At 63.5% G+C, this 16,958-nt stretch carries 13 protein-coding genes; 5 read left to right on the top strand and 8 right to left on the bottom strand.

Annotated features, from left to right (window positions below; genetic code table 11):
* Positions 1-94: 94 nt before the first annotated feature.
* Both VLU25_12185 and VLU25_12190 read right to left on the bottom strand, forming a co-directional pair.
* Positions 95-2,167 (bottom strand): S9 family peptidase, encoded by a 2,073-nt coding sequence (locus VLU25_12185; GenBank protein ID HSR68688.1) that lies wholly within the window; start codon positions 2,165-2,167, stop codon positions 95-97.
* Positions 2,168-2,280: 113 nt separating this feature from the next.
* Complete coding sequence (locus tag VLU25_12190) at positions 2,281-2,787, bottom strand: DinB family protein (GenBank protein HSR68689.1); 507 nt, start codon at positions 2,785-2,787, stop codon at positions 2,281-2,283.
* 907 nt (positions 2,788-3,694) lie between these two features.
* On the opposite strand from VLU25_12190, the gene VLU25_12195 reads away from it, so the two are divergent.
* A complete protein-coding gene (locus VLU25_12195) occupies positions 3,695-4,645 on the top strand; it encodes a 4-hydroxy-3-methylbut-2-enyl diphosphate reductase (GenBank protein ID HSR68690.1) in 951 nt (316 codons plus the stop codon).
* Between the two features lie 283 nt (positions 4,646-4,928).
* Here the strand turns inward: VLU25_12195 and VLU25_12200 are convergent, their stop codons facing one another.
* Both VLU25_12200 and VLU25_12205 read right to left on the bottom strand, forming a co-directional pair.
* Positions 4,929-7,370, bottom strand: coding sequence for an ABC transporter permease (locus VLU25_12200; protein HSR68691.1), 2,442 nt, complete (start codon positions 7,368-7,370; stop codon positions 4,929-4,931).
* A 28-nt stretch (positions 7,371-7,398) separates the two neighbouring features.
* Positions 7,399-7,902 (bottom strand): ester cyclase, encoded by a 504-nt coding sequence (locus VLU25_12205; protein HSR68692.1) that lies wholly within the window; start codon positions 7,900-7,902, stop codon positions 7,399-7,401.
* A gap of 255 nt (positions 7,903-8,157) precedes the next feature.
* Between VLU25_12205 and VLU25_12210 the strand changes: the two genes are divergently transcribed.
* The 4 genes from VLU25_12210 (at position 8,158) to VLU25_12225 (ending at position 13,176) form a co-directional block, all read left to right on the top strand.
* A complete protein-coding gene (locus VLU25_12210; GenBank protein HSR68693.1) occupies positions 8,158-9,600 on the top strand; it encodes a HAMP domain-containing sensor histidine kinase in 1,443 nt (480 codons plus the stop codon).
* Entirely contained in the window at positions 9,597-10,985 is a 1,389-nt protein-coding gene (locus VLU25_12215; GenBank protein HSR68694.1) for a sigma-54 dependent transcriptional regulator, read from the top strand. Before VLU25_12210 ends, VLU25_12215 begins: the two co-directional genes overlap by 4 nt.
* A 175-nt stretch (positions 10,986-11,160) precedes the next feature.
* Positions 11,161-12,396 carry a PQQ-binding-like beta-propeller repeat protein gene (locus VLU25_12220; protein ID HSR68695.1) on the top strand — a complete coding sequence of 412 codons (1,236 nt, stop codon included), beginning with the start codon at positions 11,161-11,163 and terminating at the stop codon, positions 12,394-12,396.
* A 129-nt stretch (positions 12,397-12,525) separates the two neighbouring features.
* Entirely contained in the window at positions 12,526-13,176 is a 651-nt protein-coding gene (locus tag VLU25_12225) for a hypothetical protein (protein HSR68696.1), read from the top strand.
* On the opposite strand, the gene VLU25_12230 is transcribed toward VLU25_12225, so the two are convergent.
* The 4 genes from VLU25_12230 to VLU25_12245 all read right to left on the bottom strand — a co-directional run bounded on the left by VLU25_12230 (position 13,164) and on the right by VLU25_12245 (position 16,869).
* A complete protein-coding gene (locus VLU25_12230) occupies positions 13,164-13,352 on the bottom strand; it encodes a hypothetical protein (GenBank protein HSR68697.1) in 189 nt (62 codons plus the stop codon). The two genes, VLU25_12225 and VLU25_12230, sit on opposite strands and share 13 nt — an antisense overlap.
* Positions 13,353-13,517: 165 nt before the next feature.
* Positions 13,518-13,760 carry a peroxidase gene (locus VLU25_12235; GenBank protein ID HSR68698.1) on the bottom strand — a complete coding sequence of 81 codons (243 nt, stop codon included), beginning with the start codon at positions 13,758-13,760 and terminating at the stop codon, positions 13,518-13,520.
* A 104-nt stretch (positions 13,761-13,864) separates the two neighbouring features.
* Positions 13,865-16,525 (bottom strand): ADOP family duplicated permease, encoded by a 2,661-nt coding sequence (locus VLU25_12240; protein ID HSR68699.1) that lies wholly within the window; start codon positions 16,523-16,525, stop codon positions 13,865-13,867.
* A gap of 2 nt (positions 16,526-16,527) precedes the next feature.
* A complete protein-coding gene (locus tag VLU25_12245) occupies positions 16,528-16,869 on the bottom strand; it encodes a PadR family transcriptional regulator (protein ID HSR68700.1) in 342 nt (113 codons plus the stop codon).
* Between the last annotated feature and the right edge of the window lie 89 nt (positions 16,870-16,958).

Genomic DNA, 16,958 nt, shown 5'->3' on the forward strand with positions numbered 1-16,958 from the left:
TTTACTCGTTCGGTTCATAGTCTTGGTCCTCGGCATCTTCGATGCTCATAGGCCTTGACCGTTTCCGGCGCGGTCAGCTTTCCGACACTGCGGGCTATTCCTTTACCCATCTGTCCATCCACTTGAGGACTTCTTCGTGCCATTGGATGGAGTTGGCGGGACTCAGCACCCAGTGGTTCTCGTCGGGAAAGAAAAGCAGCTTGCTGGGGATTTCCTTGCGCTGCAGGGCCGTGAAGGTTGCCAGTCCCTGTCCCAGGGGGACGCGATAGTCGAGGGCGCCGTGGACCACCAGCATGGGCGTCTGCCACTTGTCCACATGATTGGCGGGATTGTGCTTTTCGTGCTGCCCGGCTGCCTTCCAGTAGGGCCCGCCGTGCTCCCACTCGGGAAACCACAGCTCTTCGGTGACGTAATACATCATGCGCATGTCGAAGAGTCCGTCGTGGTTGACCAGGCACGTGAAGCGGTCGGACCAATTGCCGGCGATCCAGTTGATCATGTATCCGCCGTAAGAAGCTCCCAGGGCGCATACCCTCTCTCCGTCCAGCCAGGGATAGCGCGCCAGAGCCGCCTCCAGTCCTTTCTGCAGGTCGACCAGCGGCTTGCCGCCCCAGTCGCCGGTAATGGAGTCGGTGAAGTCCTGCCCGTAGCCCACGGAGCCATGGAAGTCCACCATCACCGCCGCGTAACCCGCCCCGGCATAGGCCTGAGGATTCCAGCGGTAGTGGAAATGGTTGCCGAAAGATCCTTGCGGTCCCCCGTGAATCAAGAAGGCCACGGGATACTTCCGGCCGGCCACCAGGTCTGCGGGACCCACCACATAGGCGTGCACGTCTTCGTCATTCCAGCCCTTGAAGGTGAACTGCTCGAACTCTCCCATGGCCACCGATGCCAGGCGGGCGTCGTTGAACTCGGTCATCTTCTCGGCGTAAGCGGCGCCGGGACGGAGCTTGTAGAGTTCGGCCGGCGCCCTGAGGTTGTCGTGCAGGTAGGCGATCTGTCCTCGAACCGCCATCGGCGAGGCGTTGTAACCCTGCTCCACCAGGGTCTGAACCTCACCCGTGGCGGTGTTGATGCCGAATATGGAACTCTGGCCCAGATTGGCCGCCGAGGCATAGATTTCGCTTCCGTCGCCGTTGAAGACGAAGGAGCCGGGAGAGCGGTCCCACTCTTCGGTCAGCAGATTGGTCTCGCCTTCAGGCCAGGGCCGCAGGGCGATGCGGAAGCGGTCGGCCTCGAATCCGGCCCGCTGCATGGCCAGGTAAGCCAGCGTATTTCCATCGGGAGAGAAGACCGGCTGTGTGTCCCAGGCCGGATTGTCGGTCAGTTTGCGGGCCGGGTAAAAGCCGTCGGCGGCGGCATGATAAAGATCGAAATTGGTCGACCAGGGCTCTTTCGCTCCCTGGACGCGGGCCGTGAAGACCACCCCGTCGCCGCTGGGAGTGAAGGTGTACTCCTCGGGTCCGCCGAAAGGTTTGGACGGGCAATCCGCCTCCATGCCCTTCATGACGTCGGTCAGTGGGCCGCCTTGCAGTGGCATGACAAAAACGTGAGAGCGGCGTCCGTCTTTCCAGGTGTCCCAGTGGCGCACGAAGAGCTGATCGTAAACGACCCCGCTGCGGCTGCTCTTCTCCCGCTGCTGCAAACGGTCCACCGTGCATTTCAGGTTCTCGCAGTCGGGAAAGACTTCCATGGAGAGGGCCGCCTTGTCGCCCTGGCGGGAGAGGACGAAGCTGGTGACGTCCAAAGGCAAGTGGCTGACTTGCTCGGCCTCACCTCCGTCGATGCGGATTTTCCAGATCTGCGACGACCCCGAGCGGGTGGACAGAAAATAGACGGTCCGCTCGTCGGCCCATACCGGGTTGAAGTCGGAAGCCTGGTGAGAGGTGAGCCGCTGCGGAGCCGGATCCTCGAAGGGCGTCAGCCACAGGTCGGTGCGTCCGCGGTCGGCTTCCAGGTCGGTGCTGCGCAGCACGAAAACAATGTGCCGTCCGTCGGGCGAGGCCGCGGGGGAAGAAACCCGCTCCATGGCCAACATGTCGTGCACCGAGAAAGGATGCTCCTCCTGGGCGGCCATACTGCCCGCGAGGGCGAGCGCCGGCAGCATCAAGAGCAAAGCAAGGCGAAGGGGATGGAAAAATCGGGGGAAGGGCGACATCTTCGTCATCGTTATTTTCCTCATAGGCTGCCTGCGCCCGCCAATGGACTGAAAAACAACGGCGGACGCAGGCTTTCATGATAACGAATCGGAAGGTGTTCACCCAAGCGTCGGGAGATCCCTCAGCCGCCCATGCCTCCGTCGTCATCGGCCGATGGACCGTAAATGGAGGGGACGGTGCCGCCGGCCAGACGCAGGTAGACGGAAAGCTGCCCGCGATGGTGAATGAGGTGGTTGAGCAGGATGCCGCGAATAACGGCCACGCGCGGCATTTCCATAACCGTGTTTCCGCCCACCTGCATGGTCCAGGTGCCCATCGCCTTCTCGTCGCTGACAGTGTTGAGCTTCTCCACCGCCTGCTCCACCAGTCCGTCCCAGTTGCGCAGCAGTTCTTCCTTGCCGGAAGCCACCGAGGGCTTGTAGTCCTCGGGCATCACGAAAGTGTCTTTGTCAGTGATCTCGCTGAGCCACTCCGGGATTTCCTGGATGTGGGAGGCCAAACGGCCCATCGACATGGAACGCTCATGGGGCGTCCATTCCCACTGCCCGTCGGGGATATGTTGGAAGCACTTGCGGGTGATGGCCGCTTCGTGTTTGAACTCTTCAATCATGGGATCGATGATTCTCATCGGCATTCTCTCCTTGTTGACGGCTCCCTGACGATTCTATTCCTCGGAATCGCCTGTTTCAATGACGACAGCTTATACCCGGCCAGGACTGAAATCAAGGTGAAAATCCAGCCACTCTTGTTTTGGGTACTGAGTTCGCTTGCGCTTGCTTCGGCAGCCTCGCCCAAGCGCCCGTCATCAACACCTCCAGGGGCATTAAAAACGCTCAATAAGCTCAAATAAGCATTTAGCCAAGGTGCCGAAAAAGGCCGGTTTTCGAGCCTTTCGGACACGGTGTGGAAAAGTCTGTGAATTTCCTGTGAACGGAGGATGAGAATGCGTTGGATGGCGCGCATCGGGTGTGAATAGGTGCATGCACAACATGTGTGCAGGGAAAATTATCCGTAAAAGCGTTTGACCCCCTCCGGGGCCGGGTATAGACTTCGAATCGTCCCAAGAGGTGGACGGACGCAGCCAAGCCGGTATGAGGATTGGCTGGGTCGGTCGGCCGGAGAAAGGGCCCTCAGGTTCGCCTGAGAGCGCGAGACCGGCCAACCGGGGAAACCGAACCTTCGGGAGCGGTTTCTGAAGCCTCGTGAAAGGCAAAGCGGCTTCGGTCGCGGCGCCGGAAGCGAAGGCAACGTCAGTCGTTCTCTCCTGCTCCTCCGGGAGCGGGGCTGTGAGCGGAAGTCGGGTTTCCCGGCGGAAGCAGCAGTTATCGGGTTCGCCGTCGGCGCCTAGGGGCGGAAGCACAGGATTTCTTCGGGTATCCAGAGTTTCCGTCCTGCTTGAAGCGCCGAACTGGCGATGCGACTACGGCTGGACATCACTTGGGACCTTTTTTTTTGCCCAATTCGGGGCTTCTCCAGCCCCCGCTTCGGCTTCCTTCGGCAAGAACCCGCCGCGGCTGCTGTGATAACATCCCACTATGGTTGAAAAGGTGATTCTGGCGGCTCCCCGCGGGTTCTGCGCGGGCGTGGTTCGGGCCATCGACATCGTGAATATTGCGCTCAAGACTTATCCCAAGCCGGTCTACGTGCGCAAGGAGATCGTCCACAATCAGCATGTGGTGCAGGAGTTGCGCGAGAAGGGCGCCATCTTCGTGGAGGAGTTGCAGGAAGTCCCCTCGGGCAAGACGGTTATCTTCAGTGCCCACGGCGTTTCCCCCGCGGTTCGCGAAGACGCCAGGCGCCGCAATCTCAACGTCATCGACGCCACCTGTCCCCTGGTCACCAAGGTTCATTTGGAGGCCGTCCGCTACGCCAAGAAGGAATACACCATCGTCCTCATCGGCCACCAGGGTCATGACGAGGTGGTGGGGACCATGGGCGTGGCCCCGGAGAACATCCGGCTGGTGGAAGACATTCATGACGTCGAAGAGCTGCAGGTGGACACCGAAAAAGTGGCCTATATCACCCAGACTACGCTCAGTCTCTTCGACACGCGCCAGATCATCGAGGCCTTGCGCCGCAGATTTCCTCACATCGAGGGGCCGGCGGCCGACGATATCTGCTATGCCACCCAGAACCGCCAGACGGCTGTCCGCCAGATGGCCGGCCAAGCCGACCTGGTGCTGGTGGTGGGCTCGACCAACTCCTCCAACTCCAACCGCCTGGTCGAAGAGGCCCAGAAGTGCGGAGCCCGTCAGGCATACCTGATCGACGATGTGGAGGGCATCCGCCCCGAGTGGCTGCATGACGTCCGCATCGTGGGCATCAGTTCGGGGGCTTCGGCGCCCGAGAACCTGGTGGAGGGCGTGGTTGACTTCTTCCGTACCAAGGGGGCCGCGGTTGAAGAACTGGTGACCACCACCGAAAACGTTCAGTTCAACCTCCCCAAGAACCTGCTTCGCGACAGCCAAAGCCTGCCGACAACCTAGTGCTCTGCCGGTCATAAGTTCTGAGCCAGCGCCCTCCGTTCCTGTCCCTGACCAGGGACAGATTCGCCAGCCCCCTCCTTCGCCAAGACTTCGGAGGGCAGGCAGCGACTGTGTTAGAAGTCAAGTCCGGCTCGCTGAAGGCGAGCGATTCGTCAGCCCAGGGTCAGCCCCGACGAGCGGCAGCGAGACGGCGGCGCCACCCTGGGTTTCAGACGCCAAAGGTCGGAACGCTGAAAGCGTGGGATAACGCGACAGGGTGGCTCAAGACTTCTAACTCAGGACACTAGGTAATCCGCAGCGCCTTCCAGGGATCCAGGCGGGAGGCCCGGCGGGCGGGGAGGTAGGTGGCGGCCAGCATGACCAGCAGCAGGACCAGGGGCACCGTCAGGTAGGTCTGGAGATCGGTGGCGCTGACGCCGAAGAGCAGCGATTCCAGCAGTCGGCTGAGGCCCAAGGCGGCCGCCATCCCTACTCCGATTCCGATGACGGCCAGAGTCAGTCCCTGGCTCAGCACCAGTCCCAGGATCTGCGACGATTCGGCTCCCAAGGCCATGCGGATGCCGGTCTCGCGCGTGCGGCGCGACACTGCGTATGAAGTCACGCCGTAGAGCCCGATCATGGCCAGCACCAGAGCCAGGGCCGAGAAGGCCGTCATCAGTCCCGAATAGAGGCGGGGCTCGGCGATTTCACGGTCCACCCGCTCTTCCAGCAGGGTCACGTCGAACTGGGGCAGGGCCGGATCGAGGGCCTGCACGGCTCCGTGAAGGAAAGGCACCAACCGCTCGCTGGAGTCGGTGCGGGCCACAAGGTTGACCTGCCGGGTCATAATCGACATGCGCGGGGGCAGTTGGGCCAAAGCCATGTAGAGTTCGGGCTCGGGAAGCGATTGCAGCCCTTCGTTGAGGATGTTCTCCACCACCCCCACGATTTCGCCGAACTGAATTTCCTGGCCGATGGGGTTTTCGTCGGGGAAGTAGCGGTCGGCCAAGGCCTGATTGACGATGATGACTGGAGGCGTGCCGGTCCTGTCGGTTTCGGCGAAGCCCCGTCCTTGCAGGATGTCGGTGCGCATGGTGCGGAAGTATCCCGGAGTCACCACCCGCACGCTGGCCTCAGGACTGCGTCCCCCCTCCTGGGTCTCAGGCCGTCCGCGGATGCCGAAGCTGAGGCGGATTCGGGCCTGAGACATGGGCAGCAGATTGGCGATGGCGGCTGACTCCACGCCGGGCGCCGAGCGCACCCGCCGCAAGAGCCGGTCGAAAAAGTCGTTGCGGCTCTCCGAGCTTCCATAGCGGTATCCTGGCAACTGCACGCGCATGGTGGCCACGTCCTCCCAGTCGTAGCCGGGGTCCACGCTGCTGAGACGCAAAAAGGAGGAGGCCAGCAGGGCGGCTCCGACCAGGAGGACGGTGGCCAAGGCGATTTGAATGATGACCAGCCCGCCCCTCAGGCTGACCCTTCCCAGAGCGCCGGGCAAGTCGCCCGGGGTCTGCTCGGCCCCTTCCTTGAGGGAGGAGGTGAGGTCGACCCGCCGGTACTGGAGAGCGGGTATGAGTCCGAAGAACAACCCGGTCAGGGTCGATAAGGCCAGCGCAAAAGCCAGCACCGTCCAGTCCAGGGTCACCGTTTCCACGCGCGGAATGAGATCGGCCGCGAAGCTCTTCAGCAGCCGCATTCCTCCCAGCGCCAGCAGCAGCCCGGTCGTTCCCCCCAGCAGCGAAAGCAACAGGCTTTCGGTGAGGACGAGACGGGTCAGGCGTCCAGCCCCGGCCCCCAGGGCCAGGCGAATGGCGATTTCTCCCTGCCGGTCGGCGCCACGGGCCAAGATCAGGTTGGCTACGTTGGTGCAGGCGATCAGAAGCAGCAGGCCGACGGCCACGAAGAGGATATAGAGGGGCGTGCGCACGGGCCCCGTGATGCCCTCCAGCAGATTCTCCAGATGCAGGATGACGCGCTCATCCCTTTCTTGGGGATCGGGTTCGCGCTGCCGCAGTTCCTCCACAATGGCCTGCCCTTGGGCCTGGGCCTGCTGCACGCTGATCCCGGGCTTGAGACGGGCGAAAACCGGCAGCACGATGACCCGGCGTTCGCCCGGCCTGTTCTGAGAGGGGCCTACCAGCATGGGAAGCCAGTACTGGGTCTCGCGGTCGGGATAGGCGAAGTCGCTGGGCATGACGCCGATCACGGTGTAGGGGATGCCGTCCAGGCTCATCGAGCGTCCCACGATCTGGGGATCGCTGCCGAAGTAAGTCTGCCACACGGAATGAGAGAGCACGATGACGCGCTCATTGCCTCGCTCTTCGTGGACGGGTTCGAAGGCCGTCCCCAGGGCCGCCGGCACACCCAGCACTTCGAAAAAGCCTACCGTGGCCCGGATGCCGTTAAGCTCCAGGGCGGGCTCCCGGTCGGTCAGCGTGGCGGTGTGATCTTGAAAGGCGGCCATGGCCGAAAAGACCGAGTTGCTTTCCTTCCACTCCCGAAAGCTGTCCAGCGAAAAGCCTGGAATCCGTCGCCCGCCCGCCCCGGAATGCTCCTCCACCATGCGCACGATGCGCTCGGGATGAGGGAAAGGCAGAGGACGCAGAAGGACGTTGTAGATGACGCCGAAGATCATGGTGTTGGCACCGATCCCCAGAGCCAGTGTGAGCAGGCAAACAGCCAGAAAGCCGGGTTGGCCGGCCAGACGGCGGACGGCCACCTTGATGTCGCTGAACAGGTCTTGCATGGCTTCTCCTTGAAATGGTCTTTGACCCCTACTGTTGGCGTCTGACCTGCAAGCTCTCGATACCCAGTTGCCGCAGCCCCGAGCGGAAATCGTCGATGGTCCACTCTTCGTAGATCTGGCCGTTGTGGATCTCCAGAACCGTCATGCCCTCGTAGGACATGCTCTTGCCGGTCGGCTCGTTGCCGCCTAGAGGACCCTCGTGGGTTCCCGCAGCCTTCCAGCGCACCAGAACCTTGGGCCCCTCGCTGAAGATGTCAAGCACCTCGATCTTATAGTCGGGAAAGGCTTCGCGGATCATCTCCACGCGTCCCGTGACCAGATCGGGTCCTGTGGGGCCCACGATGCGGATCATGGGATTGTGAAACTGAAAGTCGGCGTTAATGATGCCGTGAGCCAGTTCGACGTCGCCTTCGCTCCAGACCTTCTCGAAGAAGGCTCGCGCCACTTCGGCGGGATCGTCGGCCGCACTCAGGGGAGAAGTCATCAGGGTCGTCAGCACAATCATCACAATGGCGTAGCCAGCAGTTCTCATCAATTTAGAACCTCCTTAGTGGTTGCCCGCGCCAATTGATGGCGGGTTTTAATCGATGCGCCCTCTCCATTGCATCGCCTGTGCCAAAGACCCCTGGGCCGGAATTGGCCCCTTCTGCGCAAAGGAGACGAGGAAGTTTCCCCAAATGGGGACACCCGGCCCGCCCCCTCTTCCTCATTTGCGGAAATAGAGCGGTAATATGATGGAGTAGAGCGTGCATGCCTGCAGAGGGCTACAGTGGAGATCATTATGTCGTTGAAGGCCAAATTATTTCTGTTTTTCGGTTTGCTCATCGCGGGCGTTCTGGCCTTTCACTGGTGGCTGGTCAACCGGGCCGCCCGGGCCTCGGTGGAACAGGCGGGCGAGGCGGCCCTGACGGCTACCCGCGAAGTGGCCGAATTTTTCGACCAGCGCATCGAGAACCTTCTGGACCATTTGGCGGAAGGCGGAGAAGTGACTCTGGTGCAGGCCCAAGAGAGCGTTCAAGAGAAGGTCGAGGCCGGCTCTGAAGGGGACAAGGAAGAGAAAGAACGGCGGGTGGTGCGAGTCCTCAAGCAGCCCTCAGAATCCCACCTCGTATCCGAGAGAGAGCTTGTTCTGGACGGCCAGCCGGGGCGGCTGTCCACGCGGGTTGAGTTGCACGACGAGGGCTCGGCCTTTTCGGCCACTCTCAAGGTCAAGGGGGCGGGATTCGAGCGCACCATCAGCATTCCCTCCACCGACGTCGAATCGACCGTTTCCGACTTGCGCAGCCGTTTGCTGGGAGGCACGGTGTTGGCCTTGCTGCTGGGCCTGTCAGGAGCCGGATTCATCGCCTACGGAGTGAGCCGTCCGCTGGGCGAACTCACACGGGCCGCCCGCAGAGTGGCGTCGGGGGAACTGGGATTGCAGGTTGCCGACTCGACCGGCGGCGAGGTGGGAGCGGCCTTGCAGTCCTTCAACCGCATGTCGCAGCGCCTTCAGGAATACGACCGGGAACGGCGCCGATGGCAGCAGGAAGAGCAGCTCAGCGAACTGGGCCAGATCGCACGCGGATTCGCCCACACCATTCGCAACCCCCTCAACACCTTGGGATTGGTCATCGAAGAGCTGGCCTCCTGCCCGCCCGACGATCCGCGCGCCCAGGAACTGGCCGCTACGGCCCGCCGCCAAACGGCCCGCATCGATTCCTGGATACGCTCTTTCCTCAGCCTGGCCGCTGATGGAGAGGGTCTGCAGGAACCGGTGGAGGTGGGCGTCCTGCTCGAGGACGTGGTGCTGGAGGCCGTGCAGCACGGCCAGGCCCAGGTCTCGCTCGACTTGCCCGAAGAGGCCGACCTGACCATCAAGGGAGTACAGGCCGAGATCCGGGGCATGGTTCAGGCCCTGGCCGTCAATGCCGTGGAGGCGGCCCCTCAGGGACACATCGGTCTGGCCGCCAAGGTCCACCCCGAGGGCGGTGTCGTAATCTCCGTCGAGGACGACGGGCCCGGCTTGCCGCCTCAAGTCCGCGAGCGGCTCTTTACGCCTCATGTCACCACCAAGTCGCAAGGCAGCGGCATGGGGCTCTACCTGGCCAGCCGGGTGGCGATCACGCGCTACCAGGGCAGCCTCTCTATCGAGGACCGCGATCCGCACGGCAGCCGGGCTCTCCTGCATCTGCGTCACCGCCGCCGCGGATCTGTGCCCTCGGGCCCCAGCCAGGAGCCGAACTCATGAAGCCGGCCCACATTTTGGTCGTCGAGGACGAACAGGACCAGCGCCGCATCGTCTGCCGCATCCTCACCCGGGAGGGGCACCAGGTGGAAGAGGCCGCCTCGGCTGAAGAAGCCGGCGAAGCCCTCCTCCGCTCCCTCCCCGACCTGGTGGTCAGCGACTGGAAGCTCCCCGGTCGGGACGGCATGCATCTGCTCAAGAAGGTGCAGCAGGACTTTCCTTCGGTGGCCTTCATCATGGCCACCGCCCATGGTTCCATTTCCCATGCCGTGGAGGCCGTACAGGCCGGCGCCGACGACTACCTGGTCAAGCCTTTTCAGCGGGAAGTGCTGATCCTGGCCGTGGAACGGGCGCTTAAGTCGCATTCTCTGGTGGAACAAAACCGCCGCCTCAGCCAAGCCCTGGAGGAGCGCGAGCAATTAGTGGATCTGCTGGGAAGGGCCCCCGCCATGCAGCGCATCTTCCGGCGGCTGGAGAAAGTGGCCGCCACCGAGGCCACCATCCTCATCGGAGGCGAAAGCGGCACCGGAAAAGGACTGGCGGCCCGCACTCTGCACGCCCTCTCCTCACGCAAGCACAAACCCTTTGTCACCATCGACTGCGCCGCCGTTCCCGAGGGACTGGTGGAAGCCGAGTTCTTCGGGTCGGAGAAGGGCGCCTACACGGGCGCCGAGGAACGGCGCCGCGGCAAGTTCGAAGCGGCCGAGGGCGGGACGGTCTTGCTGGACGAGGTGGGAGAACTGCCCCTGCACCTTCAGCCCAAGCTCTTGCGAGTGCTGCAAGAAGGACGCTTTTGCCGCGTCGGCTCCAACCGCGAAGTGAGCGTGGACATCCGCCTCATCGCCGCCACCAACCGCGACTTGGAGGCCGAGGTGGCCGAGGGCACATTCCGCCAGGACCTCTATTACCGGCTCAACGTGGTGCCCATCATCATGCCGCCCCTTCGGGAAAGGCGCGAAGACATCCCGCTGTTGGCCTCCCACTTTCTGCGCAGCGCCGCCCGCCGCCACCGCATGCCCGTCCCGGAAGAGCTGCCCACCGACATTCTCCGCTGCCTGATGGACTACTCCTGGCCCGGAAACGTGCGTCAACTGCACAACCTCGTCGAGCGCCTGGTGCTTTTCTCCGAGGACGGCCGGCTCGACGCTCAGGACTTGCCGGCAGAAGTGCGGACGGACGTACCCAGTTCCTCCGGGGCCTTGGGCGAAGAGTCGGGCAACGGGGCCTTCCGCCTGCCTGCCGAGGGCTTGAACTGGGAAGACCACGAGCGCTCGCTGCTGGCCCAGGCCCTGCAGCGCGCCGAAGGCAACCGCACCCAGGCCGCCCGCCTGCTTGGCCTTCCCTACAAAGCCTTCCTCTACCGGCTGGAAAAACACGGCCTGAGCTAGTCCAATTGACGATTCCCCCGGTTCCGTGCAACATGCTGGCATGAGCTTGCGCATGAGCGGTAGGGCCCTTTTGGGCTTGGTATTTCTTTGTCTTATTCTTCCGGGTCTCAATCTTCCGGCATTGGGGCAGCCCGCGAGTTGGCCCTCCTTCCGGGGGCCGGACGCTTCGGGAGTGATGGAGGGGCAGAACCTGCCCCTGGAGTGGAACGGCGAGAGCGGCCACAATATCCGCTGGAAGCGCGAAATTCCGGGATTGGCCCATTCCAGTCCCGTCCTGTGGGGCGGACGCATTTACCTCACCACCGCCGTCAACCTGGAAGCCGAGTCCAGCTACAAGCACGGCCTTTACGGGGCCGGCACGGCGGCCGACGACAGCGGCCAGGTCCATCGATGGCAGGTGTATTGCCTGGACGCCCTCAGCGGACGCGTCATCTGGGTACGCACGGCCCATGAGGGGCGTCCCGAGTTCAAGCGCCACATCAAGTCCACCTACGCCAGTTCCTCTCCCGCTACCGACGGCCGCCGCCTGGCCGCCCTCTTCGGCTCCCAGGGGCTCTTCGTCTACGACATGGAAGGGAATCTGCTGTGGAGCAAAGACCTGGGCGACATGGACGTAGGCGCCTACAACGCGCCCACCTACGAATGGGGACCCGCCAGCTCGCCCATCATCACCCAGGACATGGTCATCGTCCAGGTCGATACCCAGCAGGACGACTTCCTGGCAGCCTTCGACGCCGCCGACGGAAAGGAATTGTGGCGCACCGCCCGAGAAGAGCTCCCAAGCTGGGGCACGCCCGCCTATTACCCCGGCCCGGGCCCGGCCCAGATCGTCACAAACGGATCCAACTACATCCGCGCCTATGACCCCTTCAGCGGCCAGGAGATCTGGAGACTGGGCGGAAGCTCCAAGATCACGGCTCCCACTCCCGTCTTCAACCAAGACCGCATCATCGTGGCCAGCGGACGCTCGCCTGAAAAGCCTATCTTCGCCGTCTCGCCTCAGGCCCGCGGCGACATCACCTTGCAAGGCGAGGAGACCTCCAGCGATGCCGTCCTCTGGAGCAAGCGGGGACGCGGACCCTACATGCCCACCCCGCTCATCTACGGCGACTACCTCTACTCGCTCAACAACAACGGCATTCTCGACTGCTACCGTCTTTCCGACGGCGAGGAAATCTATCGTCAGCGGGTCGGGCACGCGGGCGGAGGCTTCAGCGCCTCGCCGGTGGCCAGCGGAGGACTTCTCTACCTCAGCAGCGAGGACGGCGAGGTCCTCATCATCGAAGCGGGACCCGTCTATCGCGAAGTAGCCCGCAATGAACTCGGAGAGCGCATTATGGCCACTCCCGCCCTGGGCCACGACACGCTCTACGTGCGCGCCGAAAACCACCTGTTCGCCATCGGTCGTTGACCCTCCATAGCTTCAACGACGGAGGGGCAGCCCCAACTTCGCCTCGACGTTGGAAAGCAGGACTTCTTCCGCTGGAAGTGAGAGGATGCCGTCTTCGGGGATGTGGAGTATACTCCGCCCTGCATCGCAATGATCCTGTCGCACAAGTACAAGTTCATCTTCATCAAGAACCAGAAGGTGGCGGGAACCAGCATCGAGGTCTTTCTCTCCCAGTGCTGCGGCCAAGAAGACATCGTGACCCCCATCCAGCCGCCGGTGCCTCCTCATGCAGCCCGCAACTACCAGTGGAACGGGATGCCCTTTCCCGAAGACCCGGCCGATCCCAAGATGCTGAAGTTCTACAATCACATGTCCGCCTCGGCTGTGCAGCAGCGCATCCCGCGCGGGCTTTGGGAGGGCTGCTTCAAGTTCTGCGTGGAGCGCAATCCCTGGGACAAGACGGTCTCTCACTTTCACCAGATCAACCACTTGAGGGGCGGTGACTGGAGCTTCGAGCAGTACCTCGAGAAGGGCCGCTTCTGCTCTGATTTCCCGCGCTACAGCGCCCCCGACGGAACTCTGCTGGTGGACCGGGTGGTGCGCTACGAGTCCTTGAAGGAGGAACTGGACCAGGTCTTCGAACGACTGGGGATCCCCTTTAACGGGTCGCTGGGAGTCCGGGCCAAGTCCGAATACCGCAGCGACAAGCGCCACTATCGCGACTACTACTCGCCCTCCGCCAGGGCCGTGGTGGAAGAGGCCTTCGCCTGCGAAATCGCCCTGCTCGGCTATGAATTCTGATCGCGGATATAGCCGCTCTTGGCCATCCGCTCTCCCGAAGCCTGGTAGGCCTCGGGCGTCATGTCGGCGACGCCGGTGGCGTCGATCCACTTATTGAAAAAGTTGAAGAGGGCGCAGACGGTGATGGCGTCGTAGAGGGCTTCGCTGCTCCAGCCGGCCGCGAGCACGCTATCCACGTCTTCTTGACCGAGCTGGTGGGAAGCGGCGTTCATCTTCTCCAGATAGGCGAAGAGCGCCTTTTCGCGTTGGCTGATGGGGGCGCTGCGGAAGTCCTTCAGTACCGCCTCGACCAGTGCCGGGTCCCCCAGAAGGTTCGCTGCGACCGCAGCGTGGCAGCCGATTCAGAAGGGGCACTGGTTGCGGGTCGAGGTAAAGGCCGCGATCAATTCGCGCATTCCCGGCGAAAGGGGCGAGGGGCCGCGCATGACGCCTTCGGCAAAGCGGGAGAGGAATCCCGTGCGGTCGGGTTTGTAGGCGAAGAGGTGCATGATTTCAGGCACCATCTTGCCGGCCTCGCGCAGGTCTCTAATGGCGGTGGCGTAGGGTCCTTGCGGTGATGCGTCCTTGACGTCCTTTAAAAACATCGGCTCTTCCTCTCTATTTTTCAGACATTGAAAATGAATTGAAGGCATCACCCTAGCCTGGACATCAAGCTACACAATCACTCCCCCAAGAACAAGGGCCAAGTTCAGTCTCTGCGCAGGATTTGGCTGGGGGTGGCGCGGGTGACGCGCAGGGGGGGCAGCAGAGAGGCGGCGAGGGCCGCGCCCACGACAAGTCCGAGGACCGACAGGAACGTGAGCGGATCGTGCGCAGTCACGCCGGTGAGCAGGTGATCGAGCAAGCGCATTCCGCTCCAGGCCCCCAGGGTTCCCAGCCCGGCGCCGACCAGCGTCAGCACCATCCCCGGCAGGGCCACCCTGAGGACGGCTCTCCAGCGCCCGCATCCCAGAGCCATGCGGATGCCGGTTTCCCTACGCCGGCGGAGAGCGGCTTGAGCCACCACCCCGTAGAGGCCTACCGTGGAGAGCAGCAGCGCCAGGGCGGCCAGCGCCAGCATGAGAAAGGCCTGCAGCCGCTGGTGGGACCAGGACTCGGCCATCACCGAATCCATGCTTTGGAATCGGGAAAAGGGCAGCAGCGGGTCGAGAGAGTGGACCGCTGATCGGATGACCTCGGCGGCTTCGGCCTCCGACAGCCTGCTGCGCACCACCCAGGAAGGCGAGAAGAAGCGATGCGCGAAGCGGAAGAGTCCTGAGCTTTGCTGGGCGGCCACGTAGAGGGTGGGAACGTTGCCCAGCGGCCCCCTCTGTCCGCCCCACACGGGACGATGCTGAACGTCCCCGACCACGCCCACGATCTCCCTCATTTCGCCCACCGCCGCCAGCCGCCGTCCCAGGGCGGGACCGCCATCCAGGTAGCGTTCGACAAAGGCCCGGTTGACCACCGCCACGGGGGAGTGCTGCTGGTCGTCTCGCGGTTCCAACAAGCGCCCCTGCAAGAGCGGGACGCGCAGGGCCTGAAAGAAGCCGGGAGTGACGTAGACCGCGTCGGTGACCTGGCCCGGCCCTTGCTCTCCGTCTTGCTGAAGGCGGAATCCCAGGTTGACGGCGCGCTCGTAGGGCAGGGTCAAAGCGACGGCGGCCTCTTCCACGCCCGCCGAGGCGCGGATCTGCTGCAGGCTCTGGACGAAGAGGCGCTGGACGCTTTGAGGGTCCCGGTAGCGGGCGTCGGTGAGCGACAGCTTGCCCGTCACCACCCCCGAGGGATCGATGCCGGGGTCGAGCGCGCGCAAATGCAGCAAGGTGCGCAGCAGCAGTCCGGCGGCCACCAGCAGCACGACGCCCAGGGCCACCTGGGCCACCACCAGCAGGTGGCTGAAGCGGCGGCTGGAAGCGTCCTGGCTGCTGCGTCCGCTGCCCTGGGAGAGGCTTTGGCGCACGTCCAGCCGGGCGGCCTGCCAGGCTGGGGCCAGTCCGAAGAGGAGGCTGGCCAGCAGCGCGCTGAGCGAGGTCACCAGCAGCACGCGCAGGTTGAAGGCGACCGGCTGCCACAGCCCGAAAGCGTCCTGGGCCAGCAACTCGAGCCCTTCCTTGCCCAGGTAGCCGAGGCCTGTTCCCAGCAACGCTCCCAGTGCCGCCATCACCAGGCTTTCCGTCAGCATCTGGCGGATGACGGCACCGCGTCCGCCGCCCAGGCCGTAGCGGACGGCCAGCTCGCGGCGCCGCCTTGCCTGGCGGGCCAGCAACAGTCCCGCGATATTGACGCATCCGATCAGCAGAGTCAGTCCCACCGCCACCCAGATGATCACGAGCGGGCGCTTCACTTCCCGCACCAGGTCGCTCTGCAAGGGAGCCAGCCGGTAGCGGACGGAAAAGTCATCGGGAAGGCGCGCCGCTTCGGCCAGGGTCCCGCTCAGCAGCGATATCTGGGCCTGGGCCTGGTCCGAGCTGAGCCCCTCTCCGGGACGGATGAGGATGCCGTAGTTGGCTCCTTCGCCCTCTCCTTGAGTGGAGGGGCGCAAGGGCGTCCACACTTCTTCGCCGTAGGGACTGCGGAAGTTGGAGGGGAGGACGCCGATGACCTGGTGGGGCTGTCCCGCCAGCGAGATGTCTTGTCCCAGGGCCTGCTGGGGCCCCGCGAAAAGGCTCTCGGCCAGATCGTGGCCGAGAATGGCGACCGCTCCTCCTAGGGGCGAGTCCTCGGCGGAGGAGAACTCGCGTCCTGCCGGGAGCTCGACGCCGAGAACCTGAAAGTAGCCCGCGCCCACGCGTCCCTGACTGACGTGGCGCGCCCACTCGCCTACCACCAGGTTGCTGCCTTGAGGCCAGCCTGAGAAGCAAGCCGTCTCCAGTCCCTGGGCCCGGTCGCGCACGACTTCCCACTCGGCCCCGCTATGGCTCCAACGCCGGGCCGAACCGCGCGGCGATTCGATGTCGGAGGTCAGTACGTAAAGGCGCTCGGGTTGGCGGTAGGGCAGGGGCTGGATCAGGAGTCCGTCGACGATGCTGTAGATGGCCGTGTTGGCGCCGATGGTCAGTCCCAGCGTGAGCAGGACGCTGACGGCAAAGGTGGGGTGGCGGCGCAGCAGGCGCAGGGCGAAACCGGCATGGCGGGCCAGTTCGTCGCTCCAGTAAAGTCCGCGGGCCTGGCGGCAGTCGCGTTTGAGGGCCTCGGCGTCGCCGAACTCGCGGCGGGCTCTGCGCCGGGCCTCTCCTTGGCTCAGTCCGCTTTGCATCAGATGCCGTTTGCGGCTTTCCAGGTGATGCTCGAATTCAGCCGACAGGTCGGATTCGAAGCCTTTCCGGTCTCTTAGTGAACGCCACCACGACCTCATCTTCGCCCACATCTTCAAGCCTCCTCGGGAGTCGCTTTTAAAGCGGTTTCAACGGCTTGGGAGAGACGCGTCCACTGGCGGCTGTCCTTTTGCAGGCGCTTCTCGCCCGCTGCCGTCAATTGGTAGTATTTGGCCCGCCTGTTGTTGTCCGAGACTCCCCACTCGGAGTCGAGCAGTCCGCGGTGTTCCAGCCGGTTGAGGGCCGGATAGAGCGAACCCTGCTCCACCCCGAAGGCCTGTCCGCAGATTTTCTCGATGCGCAGCAAAATGCCGTAGCCGTGGGCCGGACCCAGCGAAACCGCCTTGAGGATGAGCATTTCCAGCATGCCGGGCATGAAGCCCGCCGATTTTTCCATCTTCCTTCTCCTAGATCAACTAGGAGAGACTCTACAGCAAGGCGATGTCGAAGAGCAAGCTTTTTTCTGACAGGGTAGGGTAGGCTATG

The sequence above is a fragment of the Acidobacteriota bacterium genome (assembly GCA_035471785.1).
Lineage (GTDB): Bacteria > Acidobacteriota > UBA6911 > RPQK01 > DATIPO01 > JANQFM01.

Coding starts and splice junctions, on each gene's coding strand:
- VLU25_12240 (HSR68699.1), bottom strand. CDS start 16,525: ATGTGGGCGAAGATGAGGTCGTGGTGGCGTTCACTAAGAGACCGGAAA.
- VLU25_12235 (HSR68698.1), bottom strand. CDS start 13,760: ATGTTTTTAAAGGACGTCAAGGACGCATCACCGCAAGGACCCTACGCC.
- VLU25_12245 (HSR68700.1), bottom strand. CDS start 16,869: ATGGAAAAATCGGCGGGCTTCATGCCCGGCATGCTGGAAATGCTCATC.
- VLU25_12215 (HSR68694.1), top strand. CDS start 9,597: ATGAAGCCGGCCCACATTTTGGTCGTCGAGGACGAACAGGACCAGCGC.
- VLU25_12205 (HSR68692.1), bottom strand. CDS start 7,902: ATGAGAACTGCTGGCTACGCCATTGTGATGATTGTGCTGACGACCCTG.
- VLU25_12225 (HSR68696.1), top strand. CDS start 12,526: ATGATCCTGTCGCACAAGTACAAGTTCATCTTCATCAAGAACCAGAAG.
- VLU25_12185 (HSR68688.1), bottom strand. CDS start 2,167: ATGACGAAGATGTCGCCCTTCCCCCGATTTTTCCATCCCCTTCGCCTT.
- VLU25_12200 (HSR68691.1), bottom strand. CDS start 7,370: ATGCAAGACCTGTTCAGCGACATCAAGGTGGCCGTCCGCCGTCTGGCC.
- VLU25_12220 (HSR68695.1), top strand. CDS start 11,161: ATGGAGGGGCAGAACCTGCCCCTGGAGTGGAACGGCGAGAGCGGCCAC.
- VLU25_12195 (HSR68690.1), top strand. CDS start 3,695: ATGGTTGAAAAGGTGATTCTGGCGGCTCCCCGCGGGTTCTGCGCGGGC.
- VLU25_12190 (HSR68689.1), bottom strand. CDS start 2,787: ATGAGAATCATCGATCCCATGATTGAAGAGTTCAAACACGAAGCGGCC.